The following is a 16,150-nucleotide window of genomic DNA, read 5'->3' as shown; positions in this document are numbered from 1 at the left end:
GACTTCTGTAAAGAAGGTATGACATCGTTATTTCTTATAAATAATTTTTTAAGACATTGTCTATAGATATTTTTCCTTTTCCCCAAGTATTTTCCCAGTCTTTTATTAAGGATAATTTTTTTTCTTCTAAAGTTTCAGAAAAATTTGTTGGTTGTAATTCCATAACTTCGTTTATCCAGTTCAAGATTTTCTTGCAATATCCTTCTTCCTTTGCTATGAAATCCCAGAACTCTTTACCAATTATTGCTGATTTAGGATAACCTATTAATGTAGATTGTATCTGTGTATTAATTTGCTCACGTTTTCCATAAGTCATTCCTAACATTGGAACCTGTTTCGATATATCCTTGATTTTTTGAATATGAGCATTTAATTGCCGTACTTGTTCAATACTCATAGTATTTGGACTAGTTTTAACCTGGAAGTGGTATTCTTTTTCTTCTCGAGTTATCATAATGTCAAAACCTTCTAAATCTGATTTTTCTGCACCACTGCATAATAAAACTCCTTCTATAATAAAACCCCATGAAGTAACAATAGATCTTGTGACTTTCTGATAGAAATAAAAAGTTACAACCTCACAATGGTCATCAAATCCGAATGCTTTTATTAAGAATGGGTTTATTAAAAGAGTATCCAATGTAGTTTCTTTAATTTCTTTAATACTATTTTTAACAAAATCCCTTATTAAAACTGAAATCCATGCATATCTTATATCTAACATCTTTTTGGGAAAATATTCGGTTAAAATGATTGATAATTCTTTAATTTGTTTTGGATCTAATAATTTCTTTCCGCTGACTTTTCGCAGATCATTTAGCTTTTCTATGTTTTCGAATAGATTAGATAGATTTTCTAAATAAACAGATATGGCGGATGCAGTTTTATCTCCGATACCAGATATCTTCTTACACAAATATACGATTAAATCTTTTTCATCATAGTTCATGTTGCGTATTTTTAATTCGTTCTATGGCTAATTTATAATACTCTTCTTTAATTTCAATCCCTATGTATTTCCTGTTTAGCTGGAGACAGGCAATTGCCGTAGTCCCTGAGCCGATAAATGGGTCTAAAACAACATCTCCTTCTTCTGTAAACAACTTTATAAACCAACAAGGTAATGCTACTGGGAAAGTTGCGCTGTGATTTTTATTTGAGCATTCTGTAGCCAGATGTAATACATTAGTGGGATAAACTTTGTCACGATTTAACCAATTTGAAATGTTTTTACCAAAACCACTTTTGGATCTTGACTCAAACCTCATTTTATCTCTTTCGCTCAAATTTTTTAGCCTTTCTTCTACCCAATCACCAATAGGTATCATTACTGATTCTTGAAACATTTTAAATTTTTTTTGCTTCGTAAAGTGAAGACAGCGCTCCCAAGCATCTCTAAATCTATTTGGCCATTTTCCAGGATAACAATTTTTTTTATGCCAAATGTATTCTTCCACCCAGAGCCAACCTTGTTTTTTCATTTCTAAGATTAATTCTAATACATATGTATGTCTTTCGCCGTTTTCAGCTTTTTCTTTAATATTTAAGATAAATGAACCGTTCTCATTTAGTATTCTTTTCAATTCATCTGTTATAGGCATAAACCACTCAACATATTTTTCTGCTGGAATAGTATTGTAAATAATCTTCCTTTTATCTGCATAAGGAGGAGAAGTAACTATCAGATCAACACTGTTAGAGGGTATTTGCAGCAATTTCTCTTTTATATCACCATATATTATCTTATTAATGAAATCATTTATTCTCATATAACATCGAGCCCTATAATTTTATTTTATAATTTTTATTATAGCATTGATCTTCTATCTAGTCCTCTACATCTAAAACTTCTTCCGCCTCATTATATATCATTTCAATATCTTCAATTATAAATTTCTTTTTTAACCGATCTTGAATGCTAGAACGATCAGGGCAATCTCCAATATAAAATTCTGAAAGCCTTTTCACTTGTTCTTTATTTTCTGTTTTTATAGAAACCAAATATGTTCTTGTTAAAGCTACTTTATATGTTTTCATTGAAAAGTTTCCTCCCCGTGTTTCTTTTCTTAATTCTTTAAAGAGAGTCAAGGTTGCGAGTTGAATAGAAATGAAGTCCAACGTAAAAAGTTCGTAGTTTAAAATCTATTGCCCATTTTTTGTAATGTGGATATGTAGGAACATTTCCTGTTCACAATTTACCAGCTCATAATCCATGCTTCCCAAGCCTATTTTCCGGGCATAGGACATCTACGGTGTAATCTATTTTTGGCCAGGATTCTTTGTTCATGGTAGTCAATCAGCCCTACATAAGGAGGTGAAGAAAAGATACCTTTGGTTTTTTGCTTCCTGGCTAATTCTGCAAAAGCAGTATTTTTCTTTTGTAGTTCTTCAAATATGTTTATAGTCTTGCTATCTCCGGTCAGACAAACCTGGAAAGTTTGTGTTCTCAGCTTGTCAAACTGGGCGATCCGTTTAACGGTATCCCGGGTATATGTTTCCCACCATTTTAAGATGGAGAAAAGCGGTTTACATATTTTGCCGTGTTTCGCACAATAATAAGTAGCTGACACTGGTTCGATAAGAGTCGCAAGGTCCGCATGGGTAGTTGCTCTGCAACTTCGAATTGTCCGGCTTAGAATTACACTGATAATTTTTTTGGTGTCAATGTTTTTGATTTTCTTAATTTCATTGAATACGAATTCAATTTCTTCCTTGATATGTTGAGAATACCATTTGCCAAGAAACGTGTCGGATTTTTTCTGGCGGAGTTTCAGCTCATATTGTTTAAGAAGTTTGTTGTAAACAGGCAAAAACTCTTTTTCTTTTTCTGCTCCATATTGTACTTCGTCAATCTCGCCTTGTCTTAAAAGGTATTTATATTCAGGAATAGGGAAATATTTGTTGTTGTATTCGTAAAGTGCTTGTAACAGTTTTTCTTCAAACTCCAAAGTCTGTGAATTAAAAAGGAATTCTTTTAATGCTTTTGTGATGCGGTTAATTTCTGTTTGGACATTAATCAAGTTATATTTGGTCACTTTACAATTTGCAATAAGGGCATTGAATGCTGAAACATCAATGCCGATTGCATACATTCCAAGTTCGCAACATTGAACCATTGTAGTGCCGCTACCGGAAAAAGGGTCCAGAATAATGTCACCTTTTTTAAAATATATCTCTGTTTTGAAATTGTCGGTGTGGTCGTCAAGAAAATACTCTACAAGTTGAGGAATGAATTTGCCCTTGTAAGGATGAAGCCGGTGAACATGCTTGGTTGTTTCTGCTTCTTTGTATTGGTCAAATGATAAAGCCCAATTTAAGTCGTTACCGAGTTGGTCTTTCCAGGAGACTTCTCGTTTGCCATTGAAAGATTTGTAGTAATTTATTAAGTCCTGTCTGGAAACCTGTACCGTTCCATTGTCTCCAATCTTTTTAATCCTTCCGTATTGTATTAAGTAAGAAATATTTGAAGTCGTTACATTTTTTTTCAGGTAGTTTGTCGCCCATTCACTGGCTTCTTTAATTGTCAAAATGTCTTGCATTTTTGTTTTATATTATTTTAGCAAACGGTTTGCGGTATTTACCGAACGGTTGGGTTTCGTACTTTAACCCCGGCTTACAGGATGAATTGAAGTTCAGTGGCGTATTATTTATTCAGGCAAATCGAATCGCACAATTGCTTCGCCTCTGAGAATTTGATGTGTCCCGTGTAGAGCGCCTTTCCCACAATCATACCCTCTACTGGCAATTGACAGATGTATTCAATATCTTTGAGCGAGGATATTCCTCCGGAAGCAATTACCGGGGTTTTTATAGAGGATAAAAGTTCCTTCAGGCTTTCAATGTTTGGTCCCTGAAGCATTCCATCTTTTGAAATGTCAGTAAAAATAATCGCGCATGGCGAGAATTTCTCCATCTCTCGTGCGAAATCTATAGCAGTTTTTTCACTGAGAGACGTCCATCCATGCACGGCAACTTTGCCGTTTTTCGCGTCAATGCCAACCGCGACACGCCCGGGAAATAGGGAACAAAGTTCTTCAACCCATGATGGGGAATCGAGGGCCTTTGTTCCTATTATTACCCTTTCCACACCGAGGTCTAGTACGGATTTTACTGATTCTGTGGTCCTTAAACCGCCGCCGAATTCGATGGGAATGTTTATGTTGTTGACAATCTGTTCCACTATAGAAAGATTTTTAGGAAGCCCGTCAAATGCCCCGTCAAGGTCAACCACATGCAGATACTGTGCACCCTGATCTTCCCATAATTTCGCCATATCCACGGGGTCATCGGAAAAGACGGTTTCTTCGTCTTTTTTCCCCTGGGTTAATCGCACACATTTCCCACCTTTTAAGTCGATTGCCGGAAAAATAATCATAGGATAAGGTCAGATGTTTAAAGGTTAAAAAACACAAACAAACCCGTACGGGGTGGGTGTAGGGGCGAAGCATTTGCCAGCTTGGGTATGAACGCATTTATGACAGTTTATGGTAAATGCTTCACCCCTACACTATAAATTCCCAAAGTTTTCAAGTATGGCAAGGCCGTATTTTTGACTTTTTTCAGGATGAAATTGCGTGGCAAAAATGTTTTTGTGCCATATCATTGAAGTAAATCGCACACCATATTCCGTTTCCGTAGCAACAACATTTTTATCTTCAGGGCATACATAGTACGAGTGCACAAAATACATATACGAGTTACAAGGAACGTTTTTCAGGAGGGGATTATCCTGCCTGACAATATCAATCTGATTCCAGCCCATGTGGGGAATTTTTAATTTTTCATTTGTTTGCCTGCCGGAAAAATCAAATCGAATTACCTTGCCCGGGATAATGTCCAGCCCCATGTGCTCACCATCTTCATAACTTCGTGAAAACAACAACTGAAGACCGAGGCATATGCCCAGAAATGGTTTCCCGCGCCGGACAAAGTCAATGATGGGTTCTATTAATCCTCTCTTCTGTAATCCGATCATGGCATCCTTGAAGGCGCCTACCCCTGGCAGCACCAGCTTGTCAGTATGTTTGATATCGTTTGGATTGTCGCTTACCTTGACTTCAAAACCAAACCGTTCGAACCCTTTCTCTACGCTGCGAAGGTTCCCCATCCCATAATCGACAACGGTAATCATGCAGTGCGTTTCAGCCACCCCCGCTAATAATAACAAACTCTACGCGGCGGTTCTGCGCCTTGCCTGCCTTTGTTTTATTGTCCGAAATGGGCTGAAATTGCCCAAACCCGGCAACATATACCCTTGTGGGAGAAATGCTGCATTCATCTACCAAATAATGCAAAACAGAGTTTGCCCTTGCGGTTGAAAGTTCCCAGTTTGAAGGGTATTTATCTTTTTGCTTTTGAATAGGATCACTATCCGTATGCCCTTCTATCCTTACCATTTCATTTGAAATATCGGTTTTCAATATTCCGGCTATTTTTTTCAAAGTCGCCTTTGACTGTTCACGTAATTTCGTTTGTCCCGGATCAAAGAGTATTGAGTCTGGCAATACAATAGAAACAGAGCCGTCCTTTATTTTTGTGATTGCTCCTGTGCCTGCCAGCTTTGACTCAAGATCCCGTCTCGAATTTTCAAGCCTGTTGAGTTCGCTTTCGTACCTGCTTGCCGTCGCCGAAAGGTTCGCGTTTTCCTGCTGCAGACTGGCAAGGCTCTGGCTCAACTGCTGATTTTCAACGCGTAATTGCTTAAGCTCGCCACACCCTGTTCCCACCGCAAACATTCCGAACATTCCCAAAAGACAAATACCCCGCATCAATCCAACCTTTTTTAACATATTCTTTTTTTCCTTTCACGAGCAATGCCACTAGAAATTAAGGGATACAGAAAACCGCAAAGCAGTTTCTCATTATAAAAATACATTCTTTTTGGTAACACTGTAGTTTTTTGAAAAATTCCAATAATAGTGATGTTTGCCGTATAGTGTAGGGGCGAAGCATTTGCTATAAATTGTCATAAATAAGTTCATACCCAAACTGGCAAATGCTTAACCCCTACTTTTCAAAAATCAGATTTGTTTGACTATAGGTGCTTTGACAGGATAAATACCGCATTTTTAGGCAGGAAAACCATTTAAAAAAACACGGAATACCAGTATATATAAATTGATTTGCCCTATAAAATAATCCTGAAAACAGATGCATACCAAAGCAGCTATCGATAAAAACGGCCCGTAAGGGATCAAATGGCTTTTTTTAAACACAAATACGGGGATTGCCATCAGAAGTCCGAAAAATGGCGCAACAAAAAATACCGCCACCGCCAGCTTCCAGCCGACAACAGCGCCAATCATACCCATAAGTTTTACATCGCCAAAACCCATGGCATCTTTTTTAAAAAGAAGTCTTCCCATCACACCGCATAGGAAAATGAGTCCGCCTCCGGTAAAAATACCGATGAGCGAGGCAATAAACGAGTCTAGCCGGTGTATGTCAATAAAGGTAAATCTTCTCAATGTATTCTGTGCATGATGCAGATCCGGACATACAATACTTAAAACAACAAAGACCGGAATACCGATAAAGGTGATTTCGTTGGGAATTATGCGTAATTCAAGATCAACAAAGGCAGATATTATCAGCGCACAACAAAGAGCCAGATATCCAAAAAGCACACAGAAAGATTCACTTCGGCATACAATAAAAATATAATACAGTTGTAAAAAAGCACAACCTGTCAGCAATTCTACGAGCGGATAACGTATTGATAACCTGTTTCCGCATGCCCGGCAACGCCCAAGCAGAAACATATAACTAATAACAGGAATATTATCAAACCAATTGATAGACACCTTGCAGTGCGGGCAAAATGAGCGGGGATGTATCAAGGATTTATTCTTCGGGATTCGATAGATACAGACATTGAGAAAACTCCCTACCACTAATCCCGCAACAAAAAATACAAGGTAGAACCACGGATGAGAAACATCCGGTATATTTTTCTGGATAGTAATACTTCCTTTTTATTAAACGGTAGCCCTTCAAAATACGTAAAGAAAATGTTCACAACTGTATATCATAACATGTTGGTGAATGCAAGTTAAAAGCATTCTACGCCACGGCAACGCCAAAGTCATAATAAACGAATATAAATTAGGTTGGGTTATAAAAGACAAAAACCCAACAACATTCACTTTTACCCACCCCTTACCCCTTATGTTTATACACATCTTTTTCGTTTCCTTAGAGTCATTGTGGCGAGGGAGAAGATATATTAAGAAATTTAGCTGGGTACAGAAACACTGAATAATTATAATTATCTTTTTGAGTAAATACAAACTGCATTACAAGGAGATGATGGATGAATAAAGGAATACCAGAGCGATTATGCGGAAGGTCGTTTACCCACGACGCCCTTCAGTGAAGAGATCAATCCTCCCGGAGGAGAAGAGCCGATCGCCTGGTTGCTGCTCACCAGCCTCCCCGCAGACACCTTCAGGCAAGCGTGTCTCGTGGTGGAATGTTACCATTGCCGATGGCAGATAGAGATATATTTTAAAGTATTAAAGAGCGGTTGCAAGATAGAAGAGCGCCAATTGGAGACAGCGGAGCGTATCAAGCCGTGTATTGCTCTTTATATGATAGTGGCATGGCGGGTATTGTTTGTTACCATGTTTGGAAGGGAATGCCCGGATTTGCCGTGTACAGCACTTTTAGAGGATGATGAATGGAAACCCGTGTATATGATTGCCAAAAATGAAGCTCCACCCGAAACCCCGCCATCGCCCGGAGACTTTACCGTAATGGTATCAAGTCTGGAAGGATACTTAAATCGCAAATGCGATGGCTCACCAGGCCAAAAAACCATGTGGGTTGGCCTGCAACGAATGGTAGACTTCACATTGGCCTGGAAAGCCTTTGGGCCTGTGCAACCGAAAACACGGAATGGAAAAAGATGTGTATAAACATAAGCCCTTACCCCTTCCATGAGGGGAATTTGATAAGTACTAAACAGAATACGTAGCGCGGGAGGTTTATCCCCCGCACAAGCCTACCACAAGGGATCAGCGCTACATTTTCAAAAAACTAAGATATGCCGGAGCATCCTTGCTCCTGATGCATTAATACGGTATATCGTTATTGTAGGAATTTTTCAAAAAGCTAAAGTGTTACACAAATTCGCATTTCGAAATGCCCAAAGGCTGCGCGATGCATTACAGGAATTGGAGGGACACTTCCCATATTTTTGACATGCACTTTAAGGTGTGATATTTTCCTCTGTATGCCAAAAAAATAGCGAGAGTATGCGCTGTGAATTATCCGCACCATATCACTCAACGTGGAAACAATCAGGGAGACGTCTTTTTTGACGATGAAGACAAGGCGTTTTATCTAAAAACTCTCAGTGTCTATAGCAAAAAACGGGGGTTGGATATTTGGGCATACTGTTGGGAGCATTCCTGATTTTTTGTAACAGTTTAGATTTTTGAAAAACAAAAATGCTCGTTCTCAAGCTCCGGCTTGGGAACGTAATTGTGTTGGAAGCTCTAGCTTCCATTTAGCCGGCAAGCGAAGCTTCATGTATTATTCGATTCAAAAGAGGTTCCCAAATATCTTGGGTAACATACTGAAAAGCCTCCAAGCTGACATAATGGGTTCATTCCCTTTTCCATTCGAAGCTGGAGCTTCTCAAACAATCCCGTTCCCAAGCCGGAGCTTGGGAACGAGCGGTTTTTTTCATAGGACTAAAGTATTACAATTCTTTGTAAAAAAACAAAATGTGTGAAGATATACAAAAAATCGGGAATGCACCCCATACTGTCTTATGACAGACCACGTCCATATACTTGTGACGCCTGAACAAGAAGAATCCCTTGCCAGAAGGATAGGCAGGACAAATCCGGTATACACATAATACATAAACCGCAAATATAAAAGAAGCGGCGGGCTATAATGAAATACGGGAAGTGTTCCCTATTCTTTGAGCAGTTTAAGCATTTCTTTCGTATCTGTCACAGGCATCTTACATGTGTAATCACGGCAGATATAAGCGGTAGCTTTGCCGTCTATGCCTGATTGATGCTCTGTGAATTTGGCGATTCTGGTGATCTCCGGCGTTTCTTCATCTGTCGGTCTTAAGAGTACGATCTTATTGGGTATAAAATGTCTTCTGAGAGTATTAAGCATGTCCCTGGTGTCCACTGCGCGCGGGTTGCCTGCTATGATAATCTCATAAGTAGGGCCTATTCCGAAACTAAGCCCAATCATCATCTGTGTGTAACCGGCAGGCATCTTTTTTACCTCCGTGGAAAAGGTGAGCATTGTTTTATTTGCCTTCTCTTCCAGCTCAGGGTCTGCGGTGATTCTCGCAAGCCTGAATAAGTTTAGTGCCGCTACTGAATTCCCGGATGGTATAGCGCCGTCGTAGACTTCTTTCTGCCGAACGATAAGGTCCTCTGCATCATCCGCAGTAAAATAAAAACCACCGTTTTGATTATCCCAGAAATGTTTTATCATGTCACTGTTCAGGTCCAGCGCTGTACTGAGATAATTTACATTGAAGTTTGTTTCATAGAGTTCAAGTAGTCCCCATATAAAGAAGGCGTAATCATCTGCAAAGGCCGGTATGCCTGCCTGGCCGCCACGATAACGGTGCAGCAATCTTCCATCCTGTCTGCGCATGTCCGAAAGAATGAAGCCTGTCGCACGTTCTGCCGCAGCCAAATATTCCGGCGCATCAAATGCCTGCGCCCCTTTTGCCAGGGCAGCTATCATTAGCCCGTTCCAGTCTGTCAATATTTTATCATCCTTGTGCGGACGAATTCTTTTACTGCGCACAGCAAACAATTTCCTTCTGGCAGTTTCGACACGTTCTTTGAGTTCATCCAATGATGTCTTATTCTCTAAGGCTATTTCAGCAAGGCTTTTTTTCAGATGCAGAATATTGTCTCCCGTATTCCTGCCGGCTATTTCATCTTTGAAATTACCTGCCTTTTCGATGTTAAATACATTGATAATCAGGTTTGCATCTTCTTCTTTGAGGGCATGGCGAATCTCCTGTTCTGTCCAGACATAAAACTTCCCCTCCTTACCCTCGCTGTCAGCATCCTCGGCAGAGCAGAATCCTCCTTTCGGGTCTGTCATGTCACGCATAACGTATGCAAATATCTCTTTTGCGGTCTCACCGAATTCTTTCTTCCCCGTTGCCAGATATCCCTCTGTATATGCCATTGCCAGCATTGCCTGATCATAAAGCATTTTTTCAAAATGGGGGACGAGCCATTCGGGGTCGGTAGAATATCGATGAAAACCATATCCGATGTGGTCGTATATGCCGCCTTTCCGCATGGAATGGAGGGTTTTGACCACCATCCTAAGAGCATTCCCGTCGTCCGTACTCTTCCAGTAGCGCAGTAAGAAGAGAAGGTTTTGAGGGCTCGGGAATTTTGGCGAAGTGCCGAAACCGCCATGCTGCTCACTAAAGCGCCTGGTGAGCAGTTCATATGCAGCCTTTAAGGTAGAGGCGTCAAGCTTTACCTCTGAAGGGTCATGAGAAAACTGGCCAAGACTGGCCGTAATCAGATTGGCTGATTTTTGAATATCAGCGTGTTGTATGTTCCATAATTCTTTGATACGGGGTACCAGGTCCAGCATGCCTATCCGTCCATAGCTTTTCTTCGGGATATATGTGCCGGCATAAAAGGGTTTTTTGTCAGGCGTCATGACAATAGTAAGCGGCCAGCCGCCACTGCCCGTCATCATCTGGCAGACACGCATATAAATATTGTCTATGTCAGGCCGCTCTTCTCTATCTACCTTAATACAGATAAATACCTCATTCATTAACCTGGCAACCTCCGGATCTTCGAATGATTCGTGCGCCATTACGTGGCACCAGTGACAGGTTGAATAACCAATGGAAAGGAAGATGGGTTTGTTTTCCTTCCTGGCTTTTTCAAAGGCCTCAGGCCCCCAGGCATACCAGTCTACGGGGTTGTCTGCATGCTGCAGTAAGTACGGACTCTTTTCATGGATAAGCCTGTTGTGTTTCTTTCCGGCATCGTTGAGCGCGGAGCTATGTTTCATTTCCTTTGTCTCAGCATCGGAAGATACATTTCTTAAATTCACCGCAGATATGGTTGTGAATATGGCGAGAAATATAAATAAAGTTTTTTTCATATGCGCGGCCTTTACTCTCATATGTTTCAGAATTGCTGCCAATACAAGTGTCTGGATTGCAAAGACTTTCAGGTGCGTGTTTTAAGTGAGGTATGCCGGCGCCAGGGTCTGTTTCCCACACTTACAAAAAGTGTGTATTGCGCCTTGTTATAATCAATTTATTTATACGTATCCTTGCCTTTTACTTTTATGCGGTAAATAACGATTATCTTTGCTTTATCATCTATCGTATAAAGAATCCTATAGTTTCCGGCACGAATGCGATAACCTTCTTTTTGTGTAATTTTTTTACATGAGACAGGTCTTGGATTAACCGAAAGAGAACTAATGGCTTTGTCAATTCTGTGTCTCTGTAGCGGAGGAATGTTCTCAGCTTCCTTCTTAGCCCTCTTTTCAAGAATTATCTGATAACCTTGTGGTTTAGCCATTTTTTCCGGAATTCCTCGTACGGTGTAAAGTCGGTGGCGTTCAATTCCGCTTTTAATAGGTCTCTGGAGTCTTCGACATCTTCAATAAACTCTATAATAGATTGATATTCATGAAGATCAAAAACAACAGCAATTTTTTTACCTTTCTTATCGAGAACATACCGGGGTTTAAATTTGGCTAATTTTTTTATCATTTTGTTATATCTCCTTAAACATGGAAAAATTAGTAACTATTCAGAGTAAACGATACACGGCTCGTTCCCAAACTCCAGTTTGGGAATGCATTTGTTCGAGAAACTCCGGTTTCTCGCCTGTTTGCTGATAGATAGGGAATAAAATCACAGGGTTAAGACAGTTTGTAATTCGTCAAGTCTGACACGCACTGGAAACAAAGTTTCCAGTGCAATTGTGTTCCCAAACTGTGGTTTGGTAACGAGTTGCGCTCTGATCTCCGGTAGTTTAATAAATTACGCTGAATAGTTACAAAAATTATCTTTAATGCAGAGTCGGCTTTGCTTCGTTCATCCTTGCACAAGGGTAATTTTTTTAAAAAGCTTTGTCAATAAAAACCTGAATGTCAATTTTTGTGATCATATTCAGGGGACGCCATACTTAATTATTGATGAGATATTTATTGTAGGGACATGGTATTGAATGGTGGATTCGCTATCGCTTAATGCACCCTACCTTTGAATTTTTTTACAAAAAATCGGGAAAGCATCCGTTCGGATTGCAAAGACTTTCAAGTGAGGTATGCCGGCGCCAGGGTCTGTTTCCCACACTTACAAAAAGTGTGTATTGCGCCTTGTTATAATCGATAATTGCCGGGATACGATCCCTTCTTGCTTGTATAAAGGCGTCTTCGGCCTGTAGTATACCTCAAGGGGCAATCCCATACCATGTTTCAGCCGGTTTTCATTCAGCCTGAGAGATTTCTCCGCATCCATAACACCTTGTTTTGCAATCGTTATTTGTTCCTGCCTGATATGTACCTGTGTATGGACAACGATTATATCTTGTATGATATCCTGCTGTACCTTTGCCAATGGTATTTCAGATGACCGGTATCTGACGTCAGCCTTTTCCCTGCGTCCCTTGAAAAAAAGCCCGCCGGGACCTATTGTCCATAAATATATCAAGAGTCTTGTAGGCGTTCATAATCGTTGTTTGCAATGCATCTTCAGCATCATTCACGTTCCGTATTATGTGTTTGCCGTATTTGTACAGTAAATCCTTATGGGGATTTAACAGTTCAAGAAAGCACTGCTTAGTTTTGTTTGCATTAGTCATTTGGTCTTAGTCATTGGTCAACTGCCGACTGTAGATTGCCGATTGCAAAGCTATATTTTCCCAAGCCCTGATTTTATTGCAAAAAAATAAAAAGAACTTGTTAGGTTAAATGGCAGTTGACGATTCGGCAGAATACGAGAAAGGATATGTTACATGCTACACCATTCTTTTTAATTTTATCTTAACAGCATTTTGGCCCGCATGCTGTCTTTACATCTTTGCTTTGCATACCACCGGACAGTATAAACATCCCTTCATATGGAGGGTTTGAGAGTTTCCATGCCGTATCAATGCAAATTTCTATTGGCGTTCCTACCGGATATGTATGGCCGTCATCATCTGAGACATTACTGAATGGCCCTTTATAGATTGCATATTGGCCGGTGTACACGCACTCCTTTGATTTCTTAAATTTGTGTCCCCGCGCAGTTATAGAATAAAACGTAAAGCCGTCCACTTCTTTATAGAGATAACGATTTACTATTTCCAGTCCGTAGAAACCAATCTTCCTTGTTATATTAAAAAACTCTGCTTCTGTAATTGCCCCGGAAATGCACTCGCCCCACAATTTTTTATCCTGTTTCATAGACACAGGAACTTCCCTGTCGGAAACTATATCAGATATCACAAATCTGCCGCCCGCCTTTAGTACCCTGAATATCTCCTGAAAGACCTTCTCCTTTTGTGCTGACAAATTAATGACACAATTGGATGTTACCAAATCGACACATTCATCCGTAACCGGTATTTCTTCCAGAAACCCCTTCATAAAGCGGACGTTATTATAACCAAGGTTCCGCGCAACAATCTCTCTTGTTGCATTGGCGTTTCTCAGCATTTCGTCTGTCATGTCTACCCCGATAATTTGTCCCTGTTCTCCGGCCATTTTTGCCGCAATAAAACAGTCTATTCCACCGCCGGATCCCAAATCCAACACGTTCTCCCCCGGTTTGATGTTGGCTTGTGTTACTGGACTACCACATCCATATGAGATATTCAGCGCCTCCAGGGGAATGTGTGATATATCCGCCGCATTATAACTGGTGGGACAGCATAGCTCCTTTTGGGGCTGAATGGCGGCCGCCGCATAAAATTCATTAACCGATTTCCTGACCGCATCCTTAGCATCATGCTTTTCATTTTTACAGGTTAATCCCGTTGTTCTGCAGGTATAACAAGCGGGCGATTCCATCGTATATGGATTGAGGGATTCCTGCAAAGTCCGTCCCATCCATGCTTTGGGATCGTCAATAAGTATTGGACAGACAAATACCCCTTTACTGGTCACGATACGGCTGGTGGTACATTGGAGATTGTCCATCGGGTAATTATCAAAGCACTGATCGGTAACCCGTTCGCCCTCATCGTAAGGTCTGACAAATTCGGCGCATCGTCCCAGGAGAACCAAAGGTAGTTTTTTGAGTCTTAACTGTGGGATATTCAAAGAACGTTCAAGCAACTGAAACCCTTCTGCCGTTTCTTTCGTAAACTTTCCATATTTCGACCAATCGGCTACCGTAATAATCGGATTAAAACCAGCATGTGTCAGGGATTGAATACCCCTGATTGCCCTCTTAAATGCTCCCTCTCCACGAATCTGGTCATTTTCTTCCTCTATAAAACTTTCCAGGCTTACCCTGAATGCTAATTTATGTTTGGATGTGCGAGATACCTGGGCTAGCGTTTGTGAAATATCCTCTGTTATTAAGGTGCCATTTGAAAGGACTGTGGTCTGACCGTATTTTAGTGACTCTTGTAAAATATCTACTATATGAGGATGTAAAAAAGGCTCGCCTCCGGTAAAGTAAAATTCTTTTACACCCAGCATTGCAGCCTCTTTCAAGTACCACTGTATTGTATCAATGGTTATCATCTCATGCGTTGTATTTTTGGGGCCGCAGGAGATAAAGCAATGGGCGCACTGTAGGTTACAATGAGTGCCTGTTACCTGAAACCACAACGTTTCGAGCTGTTTTAAATAAACCTTTGGCGTATTAATGGTTCTAACCTCCTAAAATTAAGTATGGTGTCCCCGGAATCTCCGATTTCCTATTGCAGCATAGTCGATTTACATAATACAGAGGTTGCACCCGTTTATCAATTTTGTTATAGCTTTTTTTTCCCATAGAGATTATCCAGCGGGCTTTTCGGCGCATTCGACATATCCCGCATTACATGCGTATAAATCATCGTAGTCTCGAGATTCTTATGCCCAAGTAAGTCCTGAACCTCCCGGATATTAACCCCGTTCATTAAAAGATGGGTCGCAAAACTGTGCCGTAAGGTATGAACAGACGCATTTTTGACAATCCCTGCTTTTTTAACTGCCCCTTTTACCATATTCTGAATCGCCTTATCACTTAAATGATGCCGCCTGATTTTCCCGCTTCTCAGATCAACGGAAAGCCTTTCGGAAGGAAAAACATACTGCCATCCCCAGTCTTTCGGCGCGTTGGGATATTTCCTATCTAACGCGTTCGGCAAATATACCTCACCGTATCCTTTTTCCACATCCTCATTATGCAGTACTTTGACCTTATCCAGATGCAATTTCAGCTCCGGTTTAACAAATTCAGGAAGCATGGTTGACCTGTCCTTATCGCCCTTGCCGCTGCGTACAAAAATCATATTCGAATCAAAATCAATATCCTTAACCCTCAATCTGGCCAGTTCCATAAGCCTGAGCCCGGAACCGTATATCAACTGAATAATAAGAAGATTCCTTCCTTTTACCTGTTTAAATAATTCCTGCACATCTTCCACCGTCAAAACCACCGGCAATTTTGTCCCGCGTTTCGCCCTGACAGTATCTCCTAAATCACCCAATTCAACATTCAACACATTTTTAAATAAGAACAACAACGCGCTGAATGCCTGATTCTGAGTTGAAGACGACACTCTTTGCTTCAATGCCAGATAACTTAAATAATTACGGACATCATTTGAATCCAATGTATCTATTTCAAATTTGATTCCCTTCGAATCTAAAATAAAGGTATGAAATTTTTTTGCCCATTCAATATAAGTTTGCTCCGTGCTGTATGAATAATGTTTTAAACGTATTAATTCTCGTAATTTATCAATAACAGCATTAAAGTCGGGAAATTTACTATGGTTATTCTTCTGGTAGTTTGGATCCATTAACGATTTGTCGCCTTCAAGAAAATTATTAACACCTAAATCCTGCAAACAAGGCAAAGCCTTGTTGCAGGAATAGGATTGAAATGGTAGGATTTCCAAGGTATTCGGCGGTATATTGATAACAAAAAACACCTGAAAGGAGATTCACCATTTCGATGAAG

At 40.2% G+C, this 16,150-nt stretch carries 15 protein-coding genes; 1 reads left to right on the top strand and 14 read right to left on the bottom strand.

Features of this window, described 5'->3' with window-relative positions:
• Window positions 1-34 precede the first annotated feature (34 nt).
• From QZT26_RS04795 to QZT26_RS04760, 8 genes are all read right to left on the bottom strand, one after another.
• Window positions 35-949 (bottom strand): PmeII family type II restriction endonuclease, encoded by a 915-nt coding sequence (locus QZT26_RS04795; protein ID WP_295101024.1) that lies wholly within the window; start codon window positions 947-949, stop codon window positions 35-37.
• On the bottom strand, window positions 939-1,769 hold the full coding sequence (locus QZT26_RS04790; RefSeq protein WP_164995514.1) for a site-specific DNA-methyltransferase: 831 nt from the start codon (window positions 1,767-1,769) through the stop codon (window positions 939-941). Before QZT26_RS04790 ends, QZT26_RS04795 begins: the two co-directional genes overlap by 11 nt.
• A gap of 58 nt (window positions 1,770-1,827) precedes the next feature.
• Window positions 1,828-2,037, bottom strand: coding sequence for a hypothetical protein (locus QZT26_RS04785; protein WP_295101023.1), 210 nt, complete (start codon window positions 2,035-2,037; stop codon window positions 1,828-1,830).
• A 188-nt stretch (window positions 2,038-2,225) separates the two neighbouring features.
• On the bottom strand, window positions 2,226-3,527 hold the full coding sequence (locus QZT26_RS04780) for a DNA methyltransferase (protein ID WP_295101022.1): 1,302 nt from the start codon (window positions 3,525-3,527) through the stop codon (window positions 2,226-2,228).
• A gap of 116 nt (window positions 3,528-3,643) precedes the next feature.
• The gene (hisA, locus tag QZT26_RS04775) at window positions 3,644-4,375 is read right to left on the bottom strand and encodes a 1-(5-phosphoribosyl)-5-[(5-phosphoribosylamino)methylideneamino]imidazole-4-carboxamide isomerase (RefSeq protein WP_295101021.1); all 732 of its coding nucleotides are present in this window, start codon (window positions 4,373-4,375) and stop codon (window positions 3,644-3,646) included.
• Between the two features lie 132 nt (window positions 4,376-4,507).
• Entirely contained in the window at window positions 4,508-5,131 is a 624-nt protein-coding gene (gene hisH / locus QZT26_RS04770; protein ID WP_295101020.1) for an imidazole glycerol phosphate synthase subunit HisH, read from the bottom strand.
• 10 nt (window positions 5,132-5,141) lie between these two features.
• Window positions 5,142-5,789, bottom strand: a complete 648-nt coding sequence (locus QZT26_RS04765; RefSeq protein ID WP_295101018.1) for an OmpA family protein — start codon at window positions 5,787-5,789, stop codon at window positions 5,142-5,144.
• 279 nt (window positions 5,790-6,068) lie between these two features.
• Window positions 6,069-6,893: an A24 family peptidase gene (locus tag QZT26_RS04760; protein ID WP_295101016.1), complete on the bottom strand. Its 825-nt coding sequence runs from the start codon at window positions 6,891-6,893 to the stop codon at window positions 6,069-6,071.
• A gap of 423 nt (window positions 6,894-7,316) precedes the next feature.
• Here QZT26_RS04760 and QZT26_RS04755 point away from each other — a divergent pair, with 423 nt between their 5' ends.
• Window positions 7,317-7,916: an IS4 family transposase gene (locus QZT26_RS04755; protein ID WP_320409728.1), complete on the top strand. Its 600-nt coding sequence runs from the start codon at window positions 7,317-7,319 to the stop codon at window positions 7,914-7,916.
• A gap of 1,009 nt (window positions 7,917-8,925) precedes the next feature.
• On the opposite strand, the gene QZT26_RS04750 is transcribed toward QZT26_RS04755, so the two are convergent.
• The 6 genes from QZT26_RS04750 to QZT26_RS04725 all read right to left on the bottom strand — a co-directional run bounded on the left by QZT26_RS04750 (window position 8,926) and on the right by QZT26_RS04725 (window position 15,989).
• Window positions 8,926-11,130 (bottom strand): thioredoxin domain-containing protein, encoded by a 2,205-nt coding sequence (locus QZT26_RS04750; RefSeq protein WP_295101015.1) that lies wholly within the window; start codon window positions 11,128-11,130, stop codon window positions 8,926-8,928.
• Between the two features lie 158 nt (window positions 11,131-11,288).
• The gene (locus tag QZT26_RS04745) at window positions 11,289-11,558 is read right to left on the bottom strand and encodes a type II toxin-antitoxin system RelE/ParE family toxin (protein WP_295101013.1); all 270 of its coding nucleotides are present in this window, start codon (window positions 11,556-11,558) and stop codon (window positions 11,289-11,291) included.
• Window positions 11,531-11,752 (bottom strand): hypothetical protein, encoded by a 222-nt coding sequence (locus tag QZT26_RS04740; protein WP_099325730.1) that lies wholly within the window; start codon window positions 11,750-11,752, stop codon window positions 11,531-11,533. The genes QZT26_RS04745 and QZT26_RS04740 overlap by 28 nt, the downstream gene beginning before the upstream one ends.
• A 588-nt stretch (window positions 11,753-12,340) precedes the next feature.
• On the bottom strand, window positions 12,341-12,697 hold the full coding sequence (locus QZT26_RS04735; protein ID WP_295101011.1) for a hypothetical protein: 357 nt from the start codon (window positions 12,695-12,697) through the stop codon (window positions 12,341-12,343).
• A gap of 332 nt (window positions 12,698-13,029) precedes the next feature.
• Window positions 13,030-14,808 carry a methyltransferase domain-containing protein gene (locus tag QZT26_RS04730; protein ID WP_295101009.1) on the bottom strand — a complete coding sequence of 593 codons (1,779 nt, stop codon included), beginning with the start codon at window positions 14,806-14,808 and terminating at the stop codon, window positions 13,030-13,032.
• A gap of 146 nt (window positions 14,809-14,954) precedes the next feature.
• Window positions 14,955-15,989 carry an integron integrase gene (locus QZT26_RS04725; RefSeq protein WP_164995776.1) on the bottom strand — a complete coding sequence of 345 codons (1,035 nt, stop codon included), beginning with the start codon at window positions 15,987-15,989 and terminating at the stop codon, window positions 14,955-14,957.
• Window positions 15,990-16,150: the final 161 nt, after the last annotated feature.

This window comes from uncultured Candidatus Kuenenia sp., assembly GCF_900696675.1.
Lineage (GTDB): Bacteria > Planctomycetota > Brocadiia > Brocadiales > Brocadiaceae > Kuenenia > Kuenenia stuttgartiensis_A.
Note: the sequence above shows the minus strand (reverse complement) of the source record. Positions and strands in the feature narration are given on the sequence as shown.